Below are 19,463 nucleotides of genomic sequence, written 5' to 3'. Positions count from 1 at the left end.
CATTCATTAACCGTTAAAGAAGGGGAGGCGGTTGGCCTTGTAGTCAAAAAGCTAAGAATTTTACCGCCGTTAACGGAAACATTATAATAAATTTTCGTTTTCGCTTGACGGTCTATTACTTCGTACAAATACGTTGGAATTAAACCGTTAACCCTGGTAACCGGCAAAATCATCCTCCCAGCAGCTTCCTGCCCTAAGAAATCTTTTATTATTGTTTTCGCCTCAATCATGGAAACCGGTTTACCTTTTATTCCTAAGGGGTAGGGATTAATATTGACAAAATCACCTTCGTAAGCAACCTTTTTATTTCTCAGATCTACAACATTGTTTTCCACATCTCGCAAGGCATTAACTATCGCTTCCGGCATCAAATCCTCCCGGAGGGAGTACAGTTTGGTTTCCTTAGTAATCATAATCGGTTGATTTTTTAAGATAGCCATCGCTTTTTCCAGTTTATCGTTAATTTTTTTCAGCTCATTATAGTAGGTTGCCAGAGTCTCCCTTTCCTCAGGGCTCAACGATTTACCTTCGGTGTCCTTAATGGCAACGGTATAGGTAAAATCTCCAAGCTGATTGTAAAATGCTTTTGTTTTTTCCAGGGAAAAGGTGGTTACCGGCAATTGCCCCAAATCTTCCACAACAGCATATGCCTGTCGCCACCCTTTAGCTGCCTGTTTTAAATTTTGCTGCAGTGACATGGAAACTAATGTTTTTCCCACCTGTGCTTCTAAGGTTTTGCTGTGTCCGTATAATTCTTCAAAAGCCCTCCGGTACTGACTATTTAATTCCCAGTATAGACGATTCTTTTTTTGACTTTGATCATAACCCCAGATAAATATCCCAATTAACAATAAACTGCCCAAGATAACGGCAACCGTCCTTTTCATTCCATCATCTCCCGAAAACATGTTTGCCAATCCTGGCAATGATTTTTCTTGTCCAAATCCACCGCGAAACCTTTTTGGCCGGATTCCAGAAAAAGAGAGCACCAAAGGTTGGATCCCAACCGCGTAAAGCATCATAGGCAGCTTTAATACTTTCCCGGTTTGGAAGTAATGACCAAAAACGCCCGTTGGCCACCGATTCAAAAGCTCCAGGTTGAAAAATCACCCCGGCAATGGTATTGGGAAATCCGGGGTGTCGTACCCTATTTAAAACAACGGCAGCAACAGCAACCTTTCCCGCATACGGTTCCCCTTCCGCCTCCGCCCGAATAATCCGGGCTAAAAGGTAAAGATCGCTAATTCCCGAATAAGTGTACGCTTTTGGTTTGGCAGCCAAAACCTGGTTGTAATAATAAGTTACGCTACCCGCCAAAAAAATTACCAGTACTATTACAGTTATAAATTTTAGTCCTTTTTTTGTCATTTTCTCACCACCTGTAATCATAGTATTCTTATTTCACGGCAAGTTTATACAAAAAAAGACCTTTAAAGGTTTTTTTCCTTTAAAGGTCCTTGAACATTTTTTTATATTGTTCGTAGGAAATTAATACCGGCCGCGGTTTACTTCCTTCATAGCCCCCAACAATTCCTTTTCTTTCCATTTGGTCGATTAAACGAGCTGCCCGGGCATAACCAATTCTAAGCCGTCTTTGGAGCAGGGAAATCGAGGCATGCCCGGCTTCCATGACAATTTTCACCGCCTGCGGCAATAACTCGTCTTCCTCCAGCTGTAAATCTTCATCCACTTCTCCTTCCTGCTCAAAATCGGACGAAAATTCCGGATCCCCCTGCTTTTTCCAAAATTCCACCACCGCTTCCACTTCTTTATCGGACATATAAGCTCCTTGAACGCGAATAGGTTTGGGGGCACCCACCGGGAAAAATAGCATATCTCCTTTTCCCAAAAGTTTTTCTGCACCAGCCATGTCTAAAATAGTGCGGGAATCGGTCTGCGACGACACCGCGAAAGATATCCGTGAAGGAATATTGGCTTTAATTAAACCGGTTATAACGTCCACCGAAGGACGTTGAGTTGCCACAACTAAATGCATCCCGGCAGCCCGGGCCATTTGCGCTAACCGGCAAATAGAATCTTCCACCTCCGCCGGGGAAACCATCATTAAATCCGCTAATTCATCAATTATAATAACGATGTACGGCAAATAACTTAAATCCTCGCCACCTTTAGTTAATACAAAACTGTTAAAGCGCGTTATATCCCGCACACCGTATTTGGCAAAAAGTTCATAACGCCGCTCCATTTCTCTAACTGCCCAGCGCAGAGAAATTGCTGCTTTTTTAGCATTGGTAACTACCGGGCTAATTAAATGGGGAATACCGTTAAAAGTAACCAGCTCGACCATTTTAGGGTCAATCATCAGAAACTTTACTTCCTGAGGAGTTGCCCGGAATAAAATGCTGGAAATCAGGGTATTTAAACAAACACTTTTTCCCGATCCGGTTGCTCCAGCAATGAGTAAGTGAGGCATTTTTTGAAGGTCTGCCACAATTGGTTTCCCGGCAATATCTTTGCCCAGGGCAAAAGCAAGAGGTGAAGCTTGATTCTGGAATTCAGGAGTTTCAATAATTTCTCTTAATACCACCATATTTATTTCTTTGTTGGGTACTTCAATCCCTACCGCGGCTTTTCCGGGAATTGGTGCTTCAATTCTGACATCCGCTGCCGCTAATTTTAAAGCAATATCATCCGCTAAGCTTACTATCTTACTAACCTTTACCCCGGGGGCAGGTTCCAATTCATAGCGGGTTATCGCCGGTCCACAGGAGACTTCCTTAACAGTAGCTTGAACTCCAAAGCTTTCAAGGGTTTCTTCCAGGATTTTGATATTTTCGGAAATGTCCCGGTTCATTTTAGTGCGGGATGATTTGGGACGATTTAATAAAGATATCGGCGGTAGCTGGTATTTTTCAAAATCTTTAAGACTTAGTTGTTCAAAGGAAATAAGGTTTTCTTCCTTTTCCTTGATGATTTTCGTATTTTCTTTTTTCTTTTGGTCGTCCCTTTCTTCTGTTTCTACAGAAACTGGAGAGCTTTCTGATTGAAGAGCAAAGGCAGGTTCAGGTGGTGGTGGCATCTCAATAATTACCGGTTCTTTTCTTTTCTTTTTGGGCTTGAGCTCTTCTTCTTCAATAAATAATGGAAAGATGCTTTCCACCACAAAAGCCTTTATTTTATTCAGGCCAGCAATGAGGCTTTGGGTAAATTCTTTAAAGGATAAATCCAAAATTAGTAAAACTCCAATTAAAATAAGGGTCAGGAGCAAAAGGTAGGTACCTACCAATCCCAAAGATTTTAAGGCACCATAAGTTAGGAGCGCTCCAATTATTCCCCCACCTTCACCCTGCCAGGCCATGGTAAACATTACGCTTAACGGTAGCTTTATCGTTAAAAAAATCAAAAATGCTGCCACGAGGACAAGTAAACCCGCTTCTTTTTTACCCAAGGTTTTAATCGTCTGCCCGAAAGAGAGTTTAAAACCAATAGTAAAAATAATTATTGGTAAAAGAAAATTCCCCTGACCGGCAAAAACGCTAAACCAGTGCCGGAAAAACAATCCTATCGAGCCGGTTTTATCGGAAAAAATACTAACAAGCCCAATAATTCCCAAGAGCATTAAAAAAATTCCCAAAAGCTCTCCGGTAAAGCTTTTTTTATTTTTCTGCTTGGTATTTTTATATTTTGCCATTCAATCCCTCCAAAAAGCGGCAGGTTAGAATTTACCTGCCGCCTGTAAGACCAAAATTATTACACCCAAAATCCAGACATAATAGGAAAACCAGGTTAATTTTCCCTTACGCAAAATCTCTAACATAAATTTTACCGCAAAGTATCCTGAAAGCATTGCTGCTAAAAACCCAATAATAAACGGTAATAACTCATTACTACTAAAATCCAAATTTTGGCCAACAAAATTTCTTAAATCCAAAATCGCTGCACCCAAAATGGCAGGAATTGATAATAAAAACGAAAATTTCGCCGCCCATTCGCGGTTTAATCCTCTAACTAAAGCCCCGGAAATGGTTAAACCCGACCGTGAAATTGCCGGCAAAATGGCCAACCCCTGAGCCACCCCTACAAAAATCGCATCCAAAAAAGTTGTTTTATCGAGTTCTTTTCGCCCGCTTTTTTGCCGTTCCGCCAGCCACAGGATTAATCCGGTAATAATAAATTCAATTCCTAAAGTAGAACCTGAGACAAAAAGCCGTTCAAAGAAGTCCTTAAACCCAAGACCAATTAGAGCCGTAGGAATGGTACCGGCAATTATTAAAAGCGGTAGCCTCCCCCAGGGTTTTTTAATAATTTCCCAAATCTCAGCGCGAAAAATAATTAAAAGGGGAACAAGAGTTCCTAAATGAACCAAAATATCAAAGAGCAAGACATTTTCTTTTATGCCAAAGATTTTTTGCAATAAAACTAAATGCCCCGAACTGGAAACGGGTAAATACTCGGTTAAACCTTGTACAACTCCTAAAACCAAAGCTTCATATAAGTTCAAAGTCCTCTCCCCTTTAAATTTCCATTATAATAGGTAAAATCATTGGACGACGGCGGGTTTTTTCAAATAGATATTTTCCCAAGGCATCTCTAACCTGACTTTTTATAGCAGACCACTCTAACAAGCCGTGATTAAAACATTTATTTAAAGCTTCGGTAACCTTCTGTTTGGCCTCATCGATTAACTGTTCCGACTCCCGGACGTAGACAAATCCCCGGGTTACAATGTCGGGACCGGCAACAATGTCTCCGGACTCCCGATTTAAAGTAAGCACGACAATAATAATACCATCCTGGGCCAGTTGTTTACGGTCCCTTAACACGATATTCCCGACATCACCCACTCCAAGTCCATCAACCAGTACCCGGCCGGCCGGTACTTTTCCGGCAAGGCGTCCGGATTTTTTCGTAAATTCCAAAACCTGACCGTTCTCCACCACAAAAATGTTTTGGGGTTTTATACCTAACTCCCGCGCAATTTCCGCATGCTTAATTAAATGGCGGTATTCCCCGTGAATGGGAACAAAGTACTTTGGTTTTAAAAGATTGATCATTAATTTTAATTCTTCCTGGCTGGGGTGTCCGGATACATGGATACCTGAAACCGCTTCGTAAATAACTTTGGCCCCCAATTTAAATAACTGGTCAATAATTCTTGAGACCAGCTTCTCATTTCCCGGAATCGGCATTGCAGAAATGATAACCGTATCTCCAGCTACAATCTCCACCTGGCGGTGTTCAGACATGGCCATGCGGGTTAGGGCTGACATCGGTTCTCCCTGGCTTCCCGTAGTTAAAATAACTACTTGTTTATGGGGGTAGCGGTTTATTTCATCCACATCAATTAACAGGCCATCGGGAATATCCAAATAGCCCAACTCGTTGGCAATTTCAACGACATTTAACATGCTCCGGCCAACAATGGCTACTTTTCTTTTAAATTTATGGGCGGTATAAATTGCTTGCTGTATACGATGAACATTTGAGGCAAAAGTTGCAATGATAATTCTCCCATCCGCTACCCTGAACGTTTCTTCAAAGGTATTACCAACGGTTTTTTCCGACAAGGTAAAACCGGGCCTTTCAGCATTGGTGCTGTCCGACATTAAAACTAAAACACCTTTTTCTCCAAGTTCCGCTAACTTATAAAAATCCGTAACCTTCCCATCAACCGGAGTTGGGTCCAGTTTAAAATCGCCGGTATGGACTACTGTTCCCACAGGAGTATGTACCGCAATTCCCACAGTATCCGGTATACTGTGAGAAACTTTGATAAACTCAATCTTAAACGGCCCAATATTTAAAACGTCCCGCGGAGCCACTATATTTAAGTTAGCTCTTGGAATCCCCGCTTCCTTAAGCTTGGCATTTAAAAGTCCCAAAGTCAGCCTTGTTCCGTAAACCGGAACATCAAATTGTTTTAACAAATAAGGCATCCCACCAATGTGGTCCTCGTGACCATGGGTTAAAAGCACCGCTTTAACTTTATCTTTGTTCTCCAAGAGATAAGACATGTCGGGGATAACCATATCGATACCTAAAAGTTCTTCTTCGGGAAACATTAGTCCGGCATCGATCACAATTATGGCATCGTTATATTTGATGACCATCATGTTTTTCCCGATTTCTCCAAGGCCGCCTAAGGGTATAATATGAAGTTTTCCATCTTTAATTGGTAATACACCTCCCGTTTAATTTTTAATTTATATTAAACCGCCCACTTGTTAGCTTTTTACAATCTATTGTAATTATAAAAAATAAAAAAAGGAAGGACAAGTGAAAATAGCCTTCCCCGAAGATTTTTTAATTTATAACAAATTAAAGTTTTTTAATTCCCGTACCAGTTCTTCTTTTTCCTCCTCGTTCATTTCCACCAGTGGAAGTCTAAAACCACCCACTTTATGTCCCATTAAATTTAGTGCAGTTTTTACCGGTACCGGATTGGTTGTTATAAATAATACTTTAATTAAGGGATAAAGCTCCTGGTGGATACGAGCCGCCACCGCTACATTCCCTAAAAGAAACTGGTCGATCATCTCCTTTATTTTAAGACCTACCAGGTGACTTGCCACGCTAACAACTCCGTATCCCCCCACCGCTAAAATAGGCAGGGTCAAACTGTCATCTCCGGAAAATACTTTGACCCTTTCCGGTAAAATTTTAATTAGTTCTGTTGCCTGATCGATATTTCCTGCAGCTTCTTTAACTGCCACAACATTTTCCAGTTCGGCAATTTTAGCCATCGTCTTGGGTAAGATATTGACCCCTGTACGACCGGGAATGTTATAAATCATTACCGGTAAACTGGTGGCCCTGGCAATTGCCTGAAAATGTTCGACAAGCCCCTTTTGGGAAGGTTTGTTATAGTACGGAGCTACCAGCATTACCCCATCTACTCCGACCTTTTCCGCCGCTTTAGTAAGTTTTATCGAAGCTTCCGTTGCATTGGATCCCGTTCCGGCAATAACTGCCGCTTTTCCCCCTACCGCTTCTACGACAGCCTTAAATAGGTCTACTTTTTCTTCAAAGGATAAAGTTGGTGATTCGCCGGTAGTTCCCGCCACCACGATACCGTCAGAGCCGTTTTCCACCAAAAAGCTTGCTAACTTTTGCGCCTGCTCCAGGTTAACCTTCCCCTCCCGATCAAAAGGGGTTACCATTGCGGTAAGCAATCGTCCAAACACTGCCATCCTTTCACCTCTTTTAATTTTTTATTCATTTAGCTTAAAAGCTTTGTGAATAGCCCTAACAGCTTTTTCCATATTTTCCCCATCCACCAGTACCCAGATGGTAGTATAGGAGTCGGTGGATTGGAGAATTTCAATTTGTTCCCGGGTTAAAGCTTCCACAATTTTAGCCATAACCCCAGGCACACCGGTCATCCCCGCTCCTACCGCTGCTATCTTAGCACAATTGCGGCGTATTCTCGGGGTAAAACCCATATTTTCTAAAACATCCACCGCTTTTTCCGTAACTTCCCCTTTAACGGTAAACGCCAAACCCTCGGGGCTTATATTAATAAAGTCCACGCTTATTTCCGCCAACGCTAAGCCTTTAAACACTTTCTGGGCTAAATTCACAATTTCCGGTGTATCTTCCCTTAAAATTTTTATCTGGGTTACCCCGGGAATATGGGCAATACCGGTTATAATTCGGTCCCGAATTACTTCAATTACTTCGCCATAAACTTCAGCATGGGATGTAACAAGTGTTCCTTCCCCATCGGTCAGGGTAGATTTAATACGCAGGGGAATATTTTTTTGCATCGCAATTTCCACCGCCCGGGGACGAATAACTTTAGCCCCCTCATGCGCCAGCTGGGAAATTTCGTTATACGTCACTACCTCTAAGGTTTTAGCATCCTCAACAATTCGCGGGTCGGCCGTTTTGATCCCTTCCACGTCAGTGTAAATATCTATAAACTCAGCCTTTAAAGCAACTCCCAAAGCCGCAGCGGTAGTATCGCTTCCGCCCCGTCCCAGGGTGGTAACCTCGCCGTCTTCCGTTACCCCCTGAAATCCGCAAACCACAGGGATAAAACCTTCATCCACCGCTTTTAAAATCTTATCGGTTTTAACTTTTAAAATCGATGCCGAGGTGAAATTATCATCGGTGATAATTCCTGCCTGAGCACCGGTAAACAGTTTTGCTTTATACCCCATTTTTGCCAGGGTATTAACCATAATTACACCGCTAATTATTTCTCCGCACGCCATTAATAAATCCGCTTCCCGAGGTGGCAAATCACGATTTACCTCGTAGGCAAAATTTAATAAGGTATCGGTAGCATAAGGATCACCCTTCCGGCCAATAGCCGATACCACTACCACCGGGTGATAGCCCGATTCAAAGGTATTAATTATTTTTTGGGCTACCTTTTCCCGCAGTTCTGCCGTCTTTAAACTTGTTCCGCCAAATTTTAAAATAATGAACTTTTTAGCCATTTTGCTTCACACACCCGTACTTAATTAATAGTTCAGCAATCTGTACAGCATTTGTAGCTGCACCCTTCCGTAATTGGTCAGCAACCACCCAAAGATTTAAGCCATTGGGTATGGTATTATCTTCTCTTATTCTCCCCACGAAAACCTCATCCTGGTTCGAGGCATACAGGGGCATGGGGTACTGTTTTTCTTCGGGATTGTCAATTACTTTTACCCCGGGAGCTTTTTTCAGGAGCTCAATAGCTTTTTCCCTGGTAATTTTAATTTCGGTTTCAATGTTAATGCTTTCCGAGTGACTTCTAAAGACCGGTACCCTTACAGTAGTAGCGGTTACTTTAATTTCCGGGTCATGCATAATCTTTTGGGTCTCTAAAACCATTTTCCATTCTTCTTTGGTATAATACATATCCTGAAAAACGTCGATATGGGGAATTAAATTAAATGCAATGGGATACGGAAATACACTAGGTACCGCTTCTTCACCGTTTAAATACGCCTTTACCTGCTGTTTTAATTCTTCTATGGCTTCAATGCCAGCACCGGAAACCGCTTGATAGGTTGAGACAACCACCCGTTTAATTTTTCCATAATCATGTAAAGGCTTTAACGCCACAACCATCTGGATTGTCGAACAATTGGGATTGGCAATTATACCTTTGTGCCACTTTACATCTTCAGGATTTACTTCGGGCACCACCAAAGGTACGTCCGGCTCTAAACGAAAAGCACTGCTATTATCAATTACTGTAACCCCTTTTGCTGCAGCAACGCGTGCAAATTCTTTACTGGCAGAACCCCCGGCAAAAAGGGCAATGTCCATACCATCAAATATTTCCGGTGTTGTTTCTACTACCCGATACGTTTCTCCCCGGAAAACTACTTCTTTACCGGCAGAACGGGAAGTTGCCCCCAATCGAAGTTCTTTTACGGGAAAGTTTCTTTCCTCTAAAATTTTTAGAATTTCTCCTCCTACCGCACCGGTAGCTCCAATTACTACCACATTATAGCTCAAAAATAACACCTCCAAATTTGTTATTAGGAATAGGTAATAAGCATTGGTTGAATTTGTCTTCCTTTTAACGCTTCATTTATAGTATCTTCTAAATAATTTAAGTTTGCAATTAAAGAATTCGGCTTATCTTTGGGATTATCCTGCCCAAACGGTACAAAAAATATATTTTTTGCATTTAATAATAACCCTAAATTCTTGGCATTTATCCCCAAAGCATCGTTGGTGGATATTGCTAAAATTAAAGGCTTTTGGTTTCTTAAGTGAGCTTTAGCAGCCATTAACACCACCGAATCGGTTATCCCGTTGGCCAGCTTTGCCATAGTATTACCGGTGCAGGGAGCAATCACCAGTACATCAAAAAGTTTTTGCGGACCAATAGGCTCCGCTTCCGTGAGGGTTTTTATACCCTTTTTCCCGGTAATGCTCTCTACTTTTTGCATGAATTCTTTCCCGTCACCAAAGCGGGAAACGGTATTTTGCACACTTTCCGAAAAAATCGGAGTAATGTCAAATTTTCCGGACAATTTTTCCAAAACCCCAAGTAAACCGGGTAATGTACAGTGGGATCCAGTAAAAGCAAAACCAACTTTAATCATCCCAAATCCCTCCAATCCCGCGCCTTACAGTGCTTAAGGATTAATTCAGGTAAAACCCTGGCTAAAAGTTTTCCAGCGGTTTTTGGAGCCACTTTACCGGGAAGTCCCGGTGCTAAAACCGCCTGGATGCCAAGGGATTTTGCCGCTTCAAAATCAACTCCACCGGGATTGGAGGCAAGGTCAATTATAACTGCATCTTTTTTAAGTTTTTGCAGTAAATTTGCCGGTAAAACCAGAGCAGGTACGGTATTAAAGACAATATCCGCCTCGGCAATCTTTGCTTCTAACTCCTTAAAGGTAACGGGAATATAGCATTGCTCATAAATCCTGGCCAAATCCTTAGGTTTCCGGGCTGCCACAAAAACCCGGGCACCAATTCCAGCTAACATCCGGGCTAAAGTTTGACCGGTACGACCAAATCCTATCACAAAAGCATTGCTTCCGTGGATGGTAATAGGAATCATTTCCATGGCCATCTGGATAGCCCCTTCGGCCGAAGGAATGGAGTTATAAATTGCCACATGGTCCATTTCGGCAATTTCAATAAGCTCTACACCCAAATCCGCCGCTAATTGTTTTAAATAGCTGTTGGCAAAGCCAACGATAAATAAAGCCTCTCCTTTAATGCTGTCCTTGAGTTCGTAAGTAAGGTAATAACTTTCCTCACAAAGAGGGGTAAACAGCTTTCCCTGGTTATTTACCCCCGGCATGGGTAATATAACTACATCGGTATCTTTTAGCGCTTCCTCTAAGGAATGACATAAAACAACCTTTGCGCGGCGGGCAACCGGTAAACCCAGGACTTTAATAAAAGCTCCAAGTTTTTCTAACTCGTCAATTAAATAAACGTTTCGGAGATCCCCTCCTAAAATTGAAAGATTAATTCCTACCAGGACCTGTTTCATCGCTCCAACCCCCAGTGGTTAAAAGCTAATAGCAGTATATGAACATGGGAGTTGAAGCGGTGCTTGTCCTAAAGTTTAAAACAATAATTCTTCCAAACCGAACACAAACCTATCTAATTCCAAAACCTTTTTAAGGGCAAGTAAAATTCCATCCAAATAACTTTCCCGGCTGTAAACATCATGCCTCAACGTAAGACTCTGGCCCTTACCTCCAAATATTACCTCCTGATGGGCAACTAAACCGGGAAGACGAACGCTATGTATTTTTATCCCCTTGTAGTCACCGCCACGGCTTCCGGGAATTTTTTCTTCTTCTTGAATTGCGCTTGGCTGATTTTCCCGGATAGAGCTAAGGAGTTCTGCCGTTTTTATGGCAGTTCCTGAAGGAGCATCAACTTTTAAATTATGATGGTATTCAATTATTTCTACATGGGAAAAATATTTTACTGCCATTTGCGCCAACTTCATCAATAATAGTGCCCCTATAGAAAAATTAGGAGCTATAATACAACCTATTTTATTTTCATTGCTAAAATCTTCAATTTTTTTAATCTGCTCCGGGGAAAAACCGGTAGTACCCGAGACCACCCTTACTTTGTTTTCTAACGCTACTAAAATATTGGTAAACGCTCCGGAAGCCCGCGAAAAATCTAAAACTATCTCGGGATTCGTTTTTAAAATTACCTCTTTTAAGTTATCCTCCACCGCTTTACCCAACCGGGAAATACCTAAAATTTCACCGAAATCCTGCCCTACATTTACCACGTCAACAAATCCCACTAACTCATGTTCGGAATGCATTAGAAGGTTTTTACTTATTTCTCTTCCCATTTTACCACAAGCCCCAAGCATCACTATCCGCGCCATAAAATTCCTCCTTAATTTGTATAAAAATACATTTTTAATTATTTTCTATTTAATTGCCATTTCTGTCAAGAAAAAAACCGGTTTCCCCGGTTTAATAGGTATCTAATTCAATTAAAATTACTTCGCTACCAATTAATTTAACCGCCTGCCAGGGAATTTCTTTTGGTAGACGTTCTTTAAAAAAGGAAAAAATACTTCCTTTCCCCGGTATGATAACACTAACAATTTCACCGGTTTCCGGTATAATTTGAAAATCAACGCCCCCCACTTCCCCAAAGCGGCTTCCGGTTTTAACATTAATTATTTCTTTGCCGGCAAGCTCTTCTAAGCGCACTTACAATTCCCTCCCCAACCGGTTCTAATAAAGCAAGAAACAAGGAAACAGCAGGAAGGGGTTTTAAAGCAACATCTCCTATGACAATTTTTTCGGGAATTTTTATCCCCAAAAATTTTAAGATTGCATCAAGACTTAAATATATCGCCCCCGCTCCGGTTAAAAGCTGTTTAATGGAACTTCCTAAGCTAAATTCACTCCTTAAACCGCGTTTATTTTTCATTAAAAAAAATAAAAAAATAGCTAAAATAAGTAAAAAGGCAAGCATAAAGGTCCCCTTCCGGTTTTATTTTATGCCTGCCCCCATAGCCTTAGAACCTGAATTAAAAGCCTTCCCATGGACCTATAGAAACTTTAGTAAAATTCGCTAAATCCGAAATTTCCTCCGCCATAGCCTTTATATTTTCCATGGAAACATTAAAAACTTTTTCCACAATTTCTTCAGGAGAGATAATTTTGCCATGATATAAATACGATTTAGCCAGGCGGGACATCCGCGTGGTAACACTCTCTAAACTCAGTAAGAGATTACCCTTAATTTGCTGTCGGGCCCGCTCTACTTCCTCCGCAGTAATGTTCCCGGTTTTTAACTCCTTCAACTGCTTTTGGATAAGTTCCAAAGCTTCATTTACTTTATTCGGGCCAAGACCAGCATAAATTCCAAACAAACCTGCATCTTGATATGCAGTGGTATAAGAATAAACAGAATAAACCAAACCGTGGCGTTCTCTTAACTCTTGAAAAAGTCTCGAACTAATCCCTCCCCCCAAAATTGTGCTCAGAATGTTTAGACCATAAATTCGATCATCGTTAATGGCATATCCTTTCGTTCCCAAACATAAATGAACCTGTTCGGAATCTTTACGGCGACTAAAGCTATGTAAATTAAACTCGGGAATCGTTAATTTATCACCTTTTTGTTCCCCCTGGATATTCCCAAATAACTCCATTGTTTTTTCCAAAAGCTGTTCGTAACTTACCCTTCCGGCCACCGCAATAATTAAATTATCCGGAGTATAGTACCTTTTATAGTAATTTACAACTTTTTCCCGCGTTAAACTCTCTATATCCTGAATTTCACCCAAAATAGGACGCCCTAAGGGGTGGTTGTTCCACATTACTTCGGTCAGGAGATCGTGAATTAGTTCGTCGGGAGCATCTTCATACATTCTAATCTCCTCAATTACCACGTTTTTTTCTTTTTCAATATCTTCCTCGGCAAATTTAGAATTAAAAACCATATCGTGAAGAATCTCTAAAGCCAAAAGGGTATGTTCGTCTAAAACCCGGGCATAGTAACAAGTATATTCCTTTGTAGTAAAGGCATTTAACTGTCCCCCTACCTGGTCCAGAGCTTCAGCTATTTCTTTTGCAGTACGATTTATAGTTCCCTTAAACATCATGTGTTCGATAAAATGAGAAATTCCGCTTTCCTCCTTACGTTCATGACGGGAACCAACTTTAAACCACAAGCCGATGGCCGCGGAACGAACGTGGGGAATTTCTTCTACCAAAAGGGTTATTTTATTAGGCAAGGTGGTAAAATGAATCATGCTAAACCTCCGTCATCTTACTTTTTTTAAATTTTGCTCGGACAAAAATGCACCATTTAAAAAAAATAGGGCACGAACAGAAGAACCACTGTCCTCAATAACTGCTTTAACAAGCTTATAATCATTACCCACAGAAAATATTTTAACGTCTTTTGTTAAAGTCCACCAGTCATTTTTTTTAAAATATATTTTTTGTCCTTTAGACCAGATAATTTTTTCTCTTATCTTTTCATCGGTTGTTTTAAAAGTTTTATACACCGCTGTAAACCTATCGGGACAATTTAAAACGGCACCAATTAAGAAACTGTTTCCCCGCCAGGCCCCTACTAAACATTTACCCGCCTCATTGGTGGTACCGGTTTTAACCCCTATTACCCGGGAATCGACAGCTAACAAGCGGTTAGTATTGTGAAATACCCTTGGCTTAATGCCACTTTGCGCCTCATATTGTTTGGTTTTACATATATTGGCAAATTCATCTTTTAATAATGCGTAATAGGTCAAAACGCATAGGTCTTTCGCCGAAATTTTGTGACCCTGGGCAGAAAGGCCGGAGGGGTTTTTAAAAGAAACCGAGGTTAAACCCATTTGCATCAAATAATAATTTAATATTAACATAAAATTTTCCTCTCCTACAACCCACGCCAGGGCGTTTGCCGCATCATTTCCCGATTCTAACATTAATCCGTAAACAAGGTCAATTACAGCGATTTTTTCGTTGGGTTTAAGGTAAATTTTTGTTCCCGCCACCCGCACCGCTTCCGATTTTACCGTTAAGGTAAAATTCCTCGGATAAAGGTCCAAGGCTGTTAAGGCAGTTGCAATTTTAGTAGTGCTTGCCGGTGGTAGGGGAAGGTCTTGGTTTTTGGCCGCAATGATTTGATTAGTAGTTGGTATAAAAAAGTAATAAGCTTTTGCCTTTATTTCCCCATGAACGGTTACCGGTAACGTTAACAACCATAAAAGCAATGGAATAAAATATCTCCGCATTTACCATCACCAATTGTATTGTTGCCAAATAAGCGCAAAATATTAATCTATAATTTCCCCGACGGTAACTATCCGGTAACCCTTAGCTTTTATTTTTTTTATTAAAATGGGCAGTACCTCCAGGGTTTGCGGCATGGGATGAATTAAAATAATTGCTCCGTTATTTAAATTTGGCAAAACCCGGTTGATAATTGCACCCGGTGCCGGTTTCTGCCAATCAATGGTATCAATACTCCACATAACCGTCCTGTATTTGAGATTGGTAGCGGCTTGTAAAACATTTTTTCCCCTCTCCCCGTAAGGTGGAGTAAAGAGATAGGTTTTATAACCGCAGATTTCTTCAATAATTTTTTCGGTTTTAAGAATTTCTTCCTCATTTTCCTTAACCGAAAGGAGATCCGGGTGTTTGTGTAAATAGCCGTGATTGCCAATTTCATGGCCGGCATTTTTTATTTGCCTTACAATTTCCGGATGTTTTTTGGCCCATATCCCGCCAAGAAAAAACGATAACTTTACCTTTTCTTTTTCTAAAATTTTCAGCATTTCCGGAATTATTTCCTCACCCCAGTAAACATTACATAAAAAGGCTACCTGTTTTTTTTCCGGGTTCCCCTGATATACGGGACTCATATAGCCACTCACTACTACGTTCCGTTCAAAATAGAAGCAAAGCATAAGGGTTAAAATTAAAAAACTCAGGACTAAAGCCTTTTTTAAAATGTAGATTTGCATACCTACCCTCCCCTCTTTTCATCATAATTTTACGACCGGGAAGGGCTAAAAAGAACAAAACCCGCCTTAATGGGACGGGTTTTTTTTGACTTTATCTATTGCCCTTAAAACTGCCGTAAGAACCTCAGTGCGGTCCGCAATTTTGGTAAAATTTAAACGGGTAATAACTTCACCTTTTTCGGTAACAACGTATTTGGGTGGCAGTTGGTTTAAAGCTATGGCCTTGATATCTAAAAGGCAGCGCTCACACTTACAAACGTCTTGACCGGGCAAAATTTCCTGAAGTATTTCATCCACCACTTCTTCGGTATAATTACGCAATACCGGCATTACCCACTCCCCCTATAAATACTTTTTATAAAACTTTAGCCGAACCGTGGTAAACCAAACCTCTCTGAGGATCCAGGGTTAACTTTTCCCCATCTTTAATAATCGAAGTGGCACCATCAACCCCAACTATTACAGGTATTCCAAATTCTAACCCCGCAATAGCCGCATGTGACGTAAGTCCTCCCGCTTCAACTACCAGTCCCGCTGCCTTTTCAATAGCCGAAATAAAATCTCTGTCGGTTGCTTCGGTTACCAATATATCCCCCGGCTGAATCCGCTCGATTGCTTCTTTGGCGGTTCGACAGACCCGAGCAGTCCCGGTAATAGGCCTTGTTCCAATGCCCACACCTTTGGCCAAAACATTTCCCGCTACATGGACTTTTAAAAGGTTGGTAGTTCCTTTTACGCCCACCGGTACTCCGGCGGTAAGCACTACCAGATCGCCAGGTTTTAAAAGTCCGCTTTCCAAAGAGGCTTCTATTGCTTTACTTAACATTTCATCGGTAGAATCGGAGGTTTTTACCAGAAGGGGAAAGACACCCCAAACCAGGGTCAACTTTCTAAGCACCTTTATATCCGGCGTGGCAGCGATAATAGGAATCGCCGGGCGGTACCTGGAAACCATCCGCGCCGTATATCCCGAAGAAGTAGGCGTGATAATCGCTCCCGCATCCAATTCTTCAGCGGTAGTAACGCTGGCATGGCTTATGGCATCCGTTACAGTTTTAAAAGATTTTGTAGTGGGTTTATTTAGCTTCCGTAAAGTAAGTAGTTTTTCTTCCGCTCTTACCGCTATCCGCGCCATCGTTTTAACCGCTTCCACCGGGTATTTCCCGGCGGCCGTTTCTCCCGACAGCATCACCGCATCGGTGCCGTCAAAAATAGCATTAGCCACATCGGTAGCTTCGGCCCGGGTTGGACGTTTATTTCTAATCATTGAATCTAACATCTGGGTGGCGGTGATTACCGGTTTTCCATTTTTATTACACTTTTCAATTATTTCCTTTTGCACCAACGGCACATCTTCCGTAGGAATTTCTACTCCCAGATCCCCCCGGGCAACCATTATCCCATCGGCAACTTTGATGATTTCATCGATGTTTTCGACTCCTTCTTGGTTTTCGATTTTGGCAATTATCTCCATATCCGCCCCTTTTTCTTCCAGGTAGCGCCGTAAAGCTAATACATCCGCTGCTTTTCGGACAAAAGAGTGGGCAATAAAGTCAGCTCCAATTTCAATACCAAAATCAATATCCTTCCGGTCCTTTTCGGTTAAAGCCGGAAGATTAACTTTCACCCCCGGTAAATTTACCCCTTTGTTATTGGATAACTCACCACCGGTTATAACCCGGGCAATAACTTTATTATCCTGAATATCTTCGATTTTCAATTCTATTAACCCATCATCTAAAAGAATAGTTCCTCCGACATGAACATCCCGGGCTAAACCAGGATAATTCACCGGTATTCTCAAACCCTGACCCTCGGATATATCCGGATCAAATACAACTAAGTCCCCTTCTTTTAAGACAATTTTTCCGTTTTCAACTTTACCAATGCGAATTTCCGGACCTTTTGTATCAATTAAAATTGCCACCGGAATTCCTACTTCTAAAGACGCCCGTCTAACCTTTTCAATTCTCTCCCGGTGCTCCTCGTGGCTACCATGGGCAAAATTAATTCTGGCCACATTCATTCCGGAAATAATCATTTCTTTTAAGATATTTATGTCGTTTGAAGCCGGCCCAATGGTGCAAACAATCTTTGTGCGTTTCATCGTAATTCTCACCCCGGTATTAAATCGATAAGATATCGGCCAAGCGATAATATTCAAGGTCAATTTGCTTTTTCCCCGAAAAAGCAATTTCCAGAGGCTTTAAAACATATTCGCCCTTCTCAAAGGCAACCATCATCCCCCGTGAAATCCCCTCTCTTAATGCATCAACCGCCATTGCACCCATCCGGCTTGCCAAAATTCTGTCAAAAGCCGTTGGACTTCCTCCTCGCTGGATGTGGCCCAAAATTGTAACCCGGGTTTCAAAACCAGTTTTTTCTTTTATTAACTCACCTAATTTAATACCACTTCCCGCACCCTCAGCAATGATAATTATGCTATGTAATTTTCCCCGCTGATGGCTCTTTATCAACTTTTGGCAAATTTCTTCGATTGAGTAAGGAACTTCCGGGATAATTATCGATTCCGCTCCTCCCGCAATCCCTGCTTCTAAAGCTATAAATCCGGCGTTTCGGCCCATAACCTCAACAATAAAGGTGCGTTCATGGGAAAATGCCGTATCCCGGATTTTATTAATAGCATCTACCACCGTATTTACCGTCGTATCAAAACCAATGGAATAATCGGTACCATAAATATCATTGTCAATAGTTGCCGGTATGCCGACCACCTTTACCCCAAATTCCTCATAAAGTTTTAAGGCTCCCCGGAAGGAACCATCTCCTCCAATAACCACCAATCCTTCGATACCATGGTTTTTTAAATTTTGAAAAGCTTTTAACCGGCCTTCATAAGTCGTAAATTCTAAAGAGCGGGCAGTCTTTAAAATCGTCCCGCCCCTTTGGATGATGTCACCAACACTGCCCAAACTCATTTCTTTTATTTCATTATTAATTAAACCGGCATACCCTCTTTCAATCCCGTAAACCTTTATTCCGTGAAAAAGTGCCTTTCTAACTACCGCCCGAACCGCTGCGTTCATTCCCGGTGCATCGCCACCGCTGGTTAAAACCCCAATGGAGTTCATAAGCTTACGCCTCCCTCGACAATGCCGCTCCCTATAGAGCGGTACCGCTGAAATCGTTTTCGTAACAGCTCCTCTACTGGAGTTTCTTTTAAGATTTGCAGATTTTTAACAACTTCTTCTTTAACCGCCTTTAATGTTTCCGCTGGATTCCGGTGTGCTCCTCCTAACGGCTCGGGGATAATGCCATCTATTAAACCAAACTCCAGTAAATGTTCGGAAGTAAGTTTTAAAAGTTCGGAAGCCTCCTGGGCGCGGGAGGAATCTTTCCAGAGGATTGCGGCAAAGCTTTCGGGAGCAATAACCGAAAAAACTGCATTTTCCAGCATTAATAACTTATCACCTGCAGCCAGCGCTAATGCTCCGCCGCTTCCACCTTCCCCGGTAATAACGGCTAAAACCGGGGTTTTTAAACTAATAAGGGTGGCAATTGCTTCGGCAATAGCCTGAAACTGCCCTCTTTCTTCCGCTCCAATTCCACAAAAAGCTCCCGGAGTATCGATAAACGTTAAAACCGGCCGTCCAAACTTTTCCGCCTGTTTAAATAAACGAATAGCCTTGCGATAACCTTCAGGATGAGCCATGCCAAAATTTCTCATGATATTTTCCTTGGTATCTTTTCCCTTTAAATTTCCAACGATAGTGACAGGTATATTTTCTATTATCCCTATACCTCCAATTATCGAAGGATCATCACCAAAACGCCGATCACCTTTTAATTCTATAAAATCATCGCAGAGGTAATTTATATAATCCCGCGTATTGGGCCGCTCGGGATGTCGGGCTAATAAAACCCTCTGCCAGGGAGTTAGGTTCTGGTATATTTCCTTTGCCAATTGCTGAGCCCTGGCCGAAAGCAGTTCTAACTCGCGGGAAACATCAATATTTTTTTCTTCAGCAAACCTTTTTAAGTCAGATATTTTATTTTCCAATTCAACCAAAGGCTTTTCAAACTCAAGTAAAAAATTTGCCATACGCTG

The 19,463-nt window shown here is 41.6% G+C and carries 20 protein-coding genes; all 20 read right to left on the bottom strand.

The features are described from left to right. The coding region (gene ypeB / locus ciss_RS11730) for a germination protein YpeB (RefSeq protein ID WP_201787800.1) at positions 1 to 887 on the bottom strand (887 nt) is incomplete at its 3' end. A gap of 4 nt (positions 888 to 891) precedes the next feature. After that, positions 892 to 1,368, bottom strand: a complete 477-nt coding sequence (locus ciss_RS11725; protein WP_075866478.1) for a cell wall hydrolase — start codon at positions 1,366 to 1,368, stop codon at positions 892 to 894. A 79-nt stretch (positions 1,369 to 1,447) separates the two neighbouring features. Beyond that, a complete protein-coding gene (locus tag ciss_RS11720) occupies positions 1,448 to 3,652 on the bottom strand; it encodes an FtsK/SpoIIIE family DNA translocase (RefSeq protein WP_075866477.1) in 2,205 nt (734 codons plus the stop codon). Positions 3,653 to 3,676: 24 nt separating this feature from the next. Beyond that, a complete protein-coding gene (locus ciss_RS11715) occupies positions 3,677 to 4,462 on the bottom strand; it encodes an undecaprenyl-diphosphate phosphatase (RefSeq protein ID WP_075866476.1) in 786 nt (261 codons plus the stop codon). A 13-nt stretch (positions 4,463 to 4,475) separates the two neighbouring features. Continuing rightward, the gene (locus ciss_RS11710; protein WP_235837302.1) at positions 4,476 to 6,074 is read right to left on the bottom strand and encodes a ribonuclease J; all 1,599 of its coding nucleotides are present in this window, start codon (positions 6,072 to 6,074) and stop codon (positions 4,476 to 4,478) included. Between the two features lie 195 nt (positions 6,075 to 6,269). Continuing rightward, the gene (dapA, locus tag ciss_RS11705) at positions 6,270 to 7,151 is read right to left on the bottom strand and encodes a 4-hydroxy-tetrahydrodipicolinate synthase (protein ID WP_075866474.1); all 882 of its coding nucleotides are present in this window, start codon (positions 7,149 to 7,151) and stop codon (positions 6,270 to 6,272) included. 21 nt (positions 7,152 to 7,172) lie between these two features. Continuing rightward, positions 7,173 to 8,405, bottom strand: a complete 1,233-nt coding sequence (gene dapG / locus ciss_RS11700; RefSeq protein WP_075866473.1) for an aspartate kinase — start codon at positions 8,403 to 8,405, stop codon at positions 7,173 to 7,175. Beyond that, positions 8,398 to 9,417: an aspartate-semialdehyde dehydrogenase gene (locus tag ciss_RS11695; protein WP_075866472.1), complete on the bottom strand. Its 1,020-nt coding sequence runs from the start codon at positions 9,415 to 9,417 to the stop codon at positions 8,398 to 8,400. The genes dapG and ciss_RS11695 overlap by 8 nt, the downstream gene beginning before the upstream one ends. Positions 9,418 to 9,440: 23 nt before the next feature. Next, a complete protein-coding gene (gene dpaB / locus ciss_RS11690; protein WP_075866471.1) occupies positions 9,441 to 10,013 on the bottom strand; it encodes a dipicolinate synthase subunit B in 573 nt (190 codons plus the stop codon). Next, complete coding sequence (gene dpaA / locus ciss_RS11685; protein ID WP_075866470.1) at positions 10,010 to 10,918, bottom strand: dipicolinic acid synthetase subunit A; 909 nt, start codon at positions 10,916 to 10,918, stop codon at positions 10,010 to 10,012. The genes dpaB and dpaA overlap by 4 nt, the downstream gene beginning before the upstream one ends. Before the next feature lie 75 nt (positions 10,919 to 10,993). Further along, positions 10,994 to 11,785 carry a 4-hydroxy-tetrahydrodipicolinate reductase gene (gene dapB / locus ciss_RS11680; RefSeq protein ID WP_075866469.1) on the bottom strand — a complete coding sequence of 264 codons (792 nt, stop codon included), beginning with the start codon at positions 11,783 to 11,785 and terminating at the stop codon, positions 10,994 to 10,996. Positions 11,786 to 11,876: 91 nt separating this feature from the next. Beyond that, positions 11,877 to 12,119: a YlmC/YmxH family sporulation protein gene (locus ciss_RS11675; protein ID WP_075866468.1), complete on the bottom strand. Its 243-nt coding sequence runs from the start codon at positions 12,117 to 12,119 to the stop codon at positions 11,877 to 11,879. Next, a complete protein-coding gene (locus ciss_RS11670) occupies positions 12,082 to 12,387 on the bottom strand; it encodes a hypothetical protein (RefSeq protein ID WP_075866467.1) in 306 nt (101 codons plus the stop codon). Before ciss_RS11670 ends, ciss_RS11675 begins: the two co-directional genes overlap by 38 nt. 55 nt (positions 12,388 to 12,442) lie before the next feature. Beyond that, complete coding sequence (locus ciss_RS11665; RefSeq protein WP_075866466.1) at positions 12,443 to 13,672, bottom strand: M16 family metallopeptidase; 1,230 nt, start codon at positions 13,670 to 13,672, stop codon at positions 12,443 to 12,445. A 12-nt stretch (positions 13,673 to 13,684) separates the two neighbouring features. Continuing rightward, positions 13,685 to 14,662, bottom strand: coding sequence for a D-alanyl-D-alanine carboxypeptidase family protein (locus tag ciss_RS11660; RefSeq protein ID WP_075866465.1), 978 nt, complete (start codon positions 14,660 to 14,662; stop codon positions 13,685 to 13,687). Positions 14,663 to 14,704: 42 nt separating this feature from the next. Then, positions 14,705 to 15,394, bottom strand: coding sequence for a polysaccharide deacetylase family protein (locus ciss_RS11655; RefSeq protein WP_075866464.1), 690 nt, complete (start codon positions 15,392 to 15,394; stop codon positions 14,705 to 14,707). Positions 15,395 to 15,460: 66 nt separating this feature from the next. Continuing rightward, positions 15,461 to 15,724, bottom strand: coding sequence for a late competence development ComFB family protein (locus ciss_RS11650; RefSeq protein ID WP_075866463.1), 264 nt, complete (start codon positions 15,722 to 15,724; stop codon positions 15,461 to 15,463). 25 nt (positions 15,725 to 15,749) lie between these two features. Beyond that, entirely contained in the window at positions 15,750 to 17,501 is a 1,752-nt protein-coding gene (gene pyk, locus ciss_RS11645) for a pyruvate kinase (protein WP_075866462.1), read from the bottom strand. A gap of 19 nt (positions 17,502 to 17,520) precedes the next feature. Further along, a complete protein-coding gene (gene pfkA / locus ciss_RS11640) occupies positions 17,521 to 18,486 on the bottom strand; it encodes a 6-phosphofructokinase (RefSeq protein WP_075866461.1) in 966 nt (321 codons plus the stop codon). Next, positions 18,483 to 19,457 carry an acetyl-CoA carboxylase carboxyltransferase subunit alpha gene (locus tag ciss_RS11635; protein ID WP_075866460.1) on the bottom strand — a complete coding sequence of 325 codons (975 nt, stop codon included), beginning with the start codon at positions 19,455 to 19,457 and terminating at the stop codon, positions 18,483 to 18,485. Before ciss_RS11635 ends, pfkA begins: the two co-directional genes overlap by 4 nt. Positions 19,458 to 19,463 lie beyond the last annotated feature (6 nt).

This window comes from Carboxydothermus islandicus (assembly GCF_001950325.1).
Lineage (GTDB): Bacteria > Bacillota > Z-2901 > Carboxydothermales > Carboxydothermaceae > Carboxydothermus > Carboxydothermus islandicus.
Note: the sequence above shows the minus strand (reverse complement) of the source record. Positions and strands in the feature narration are given on the sequence as shown.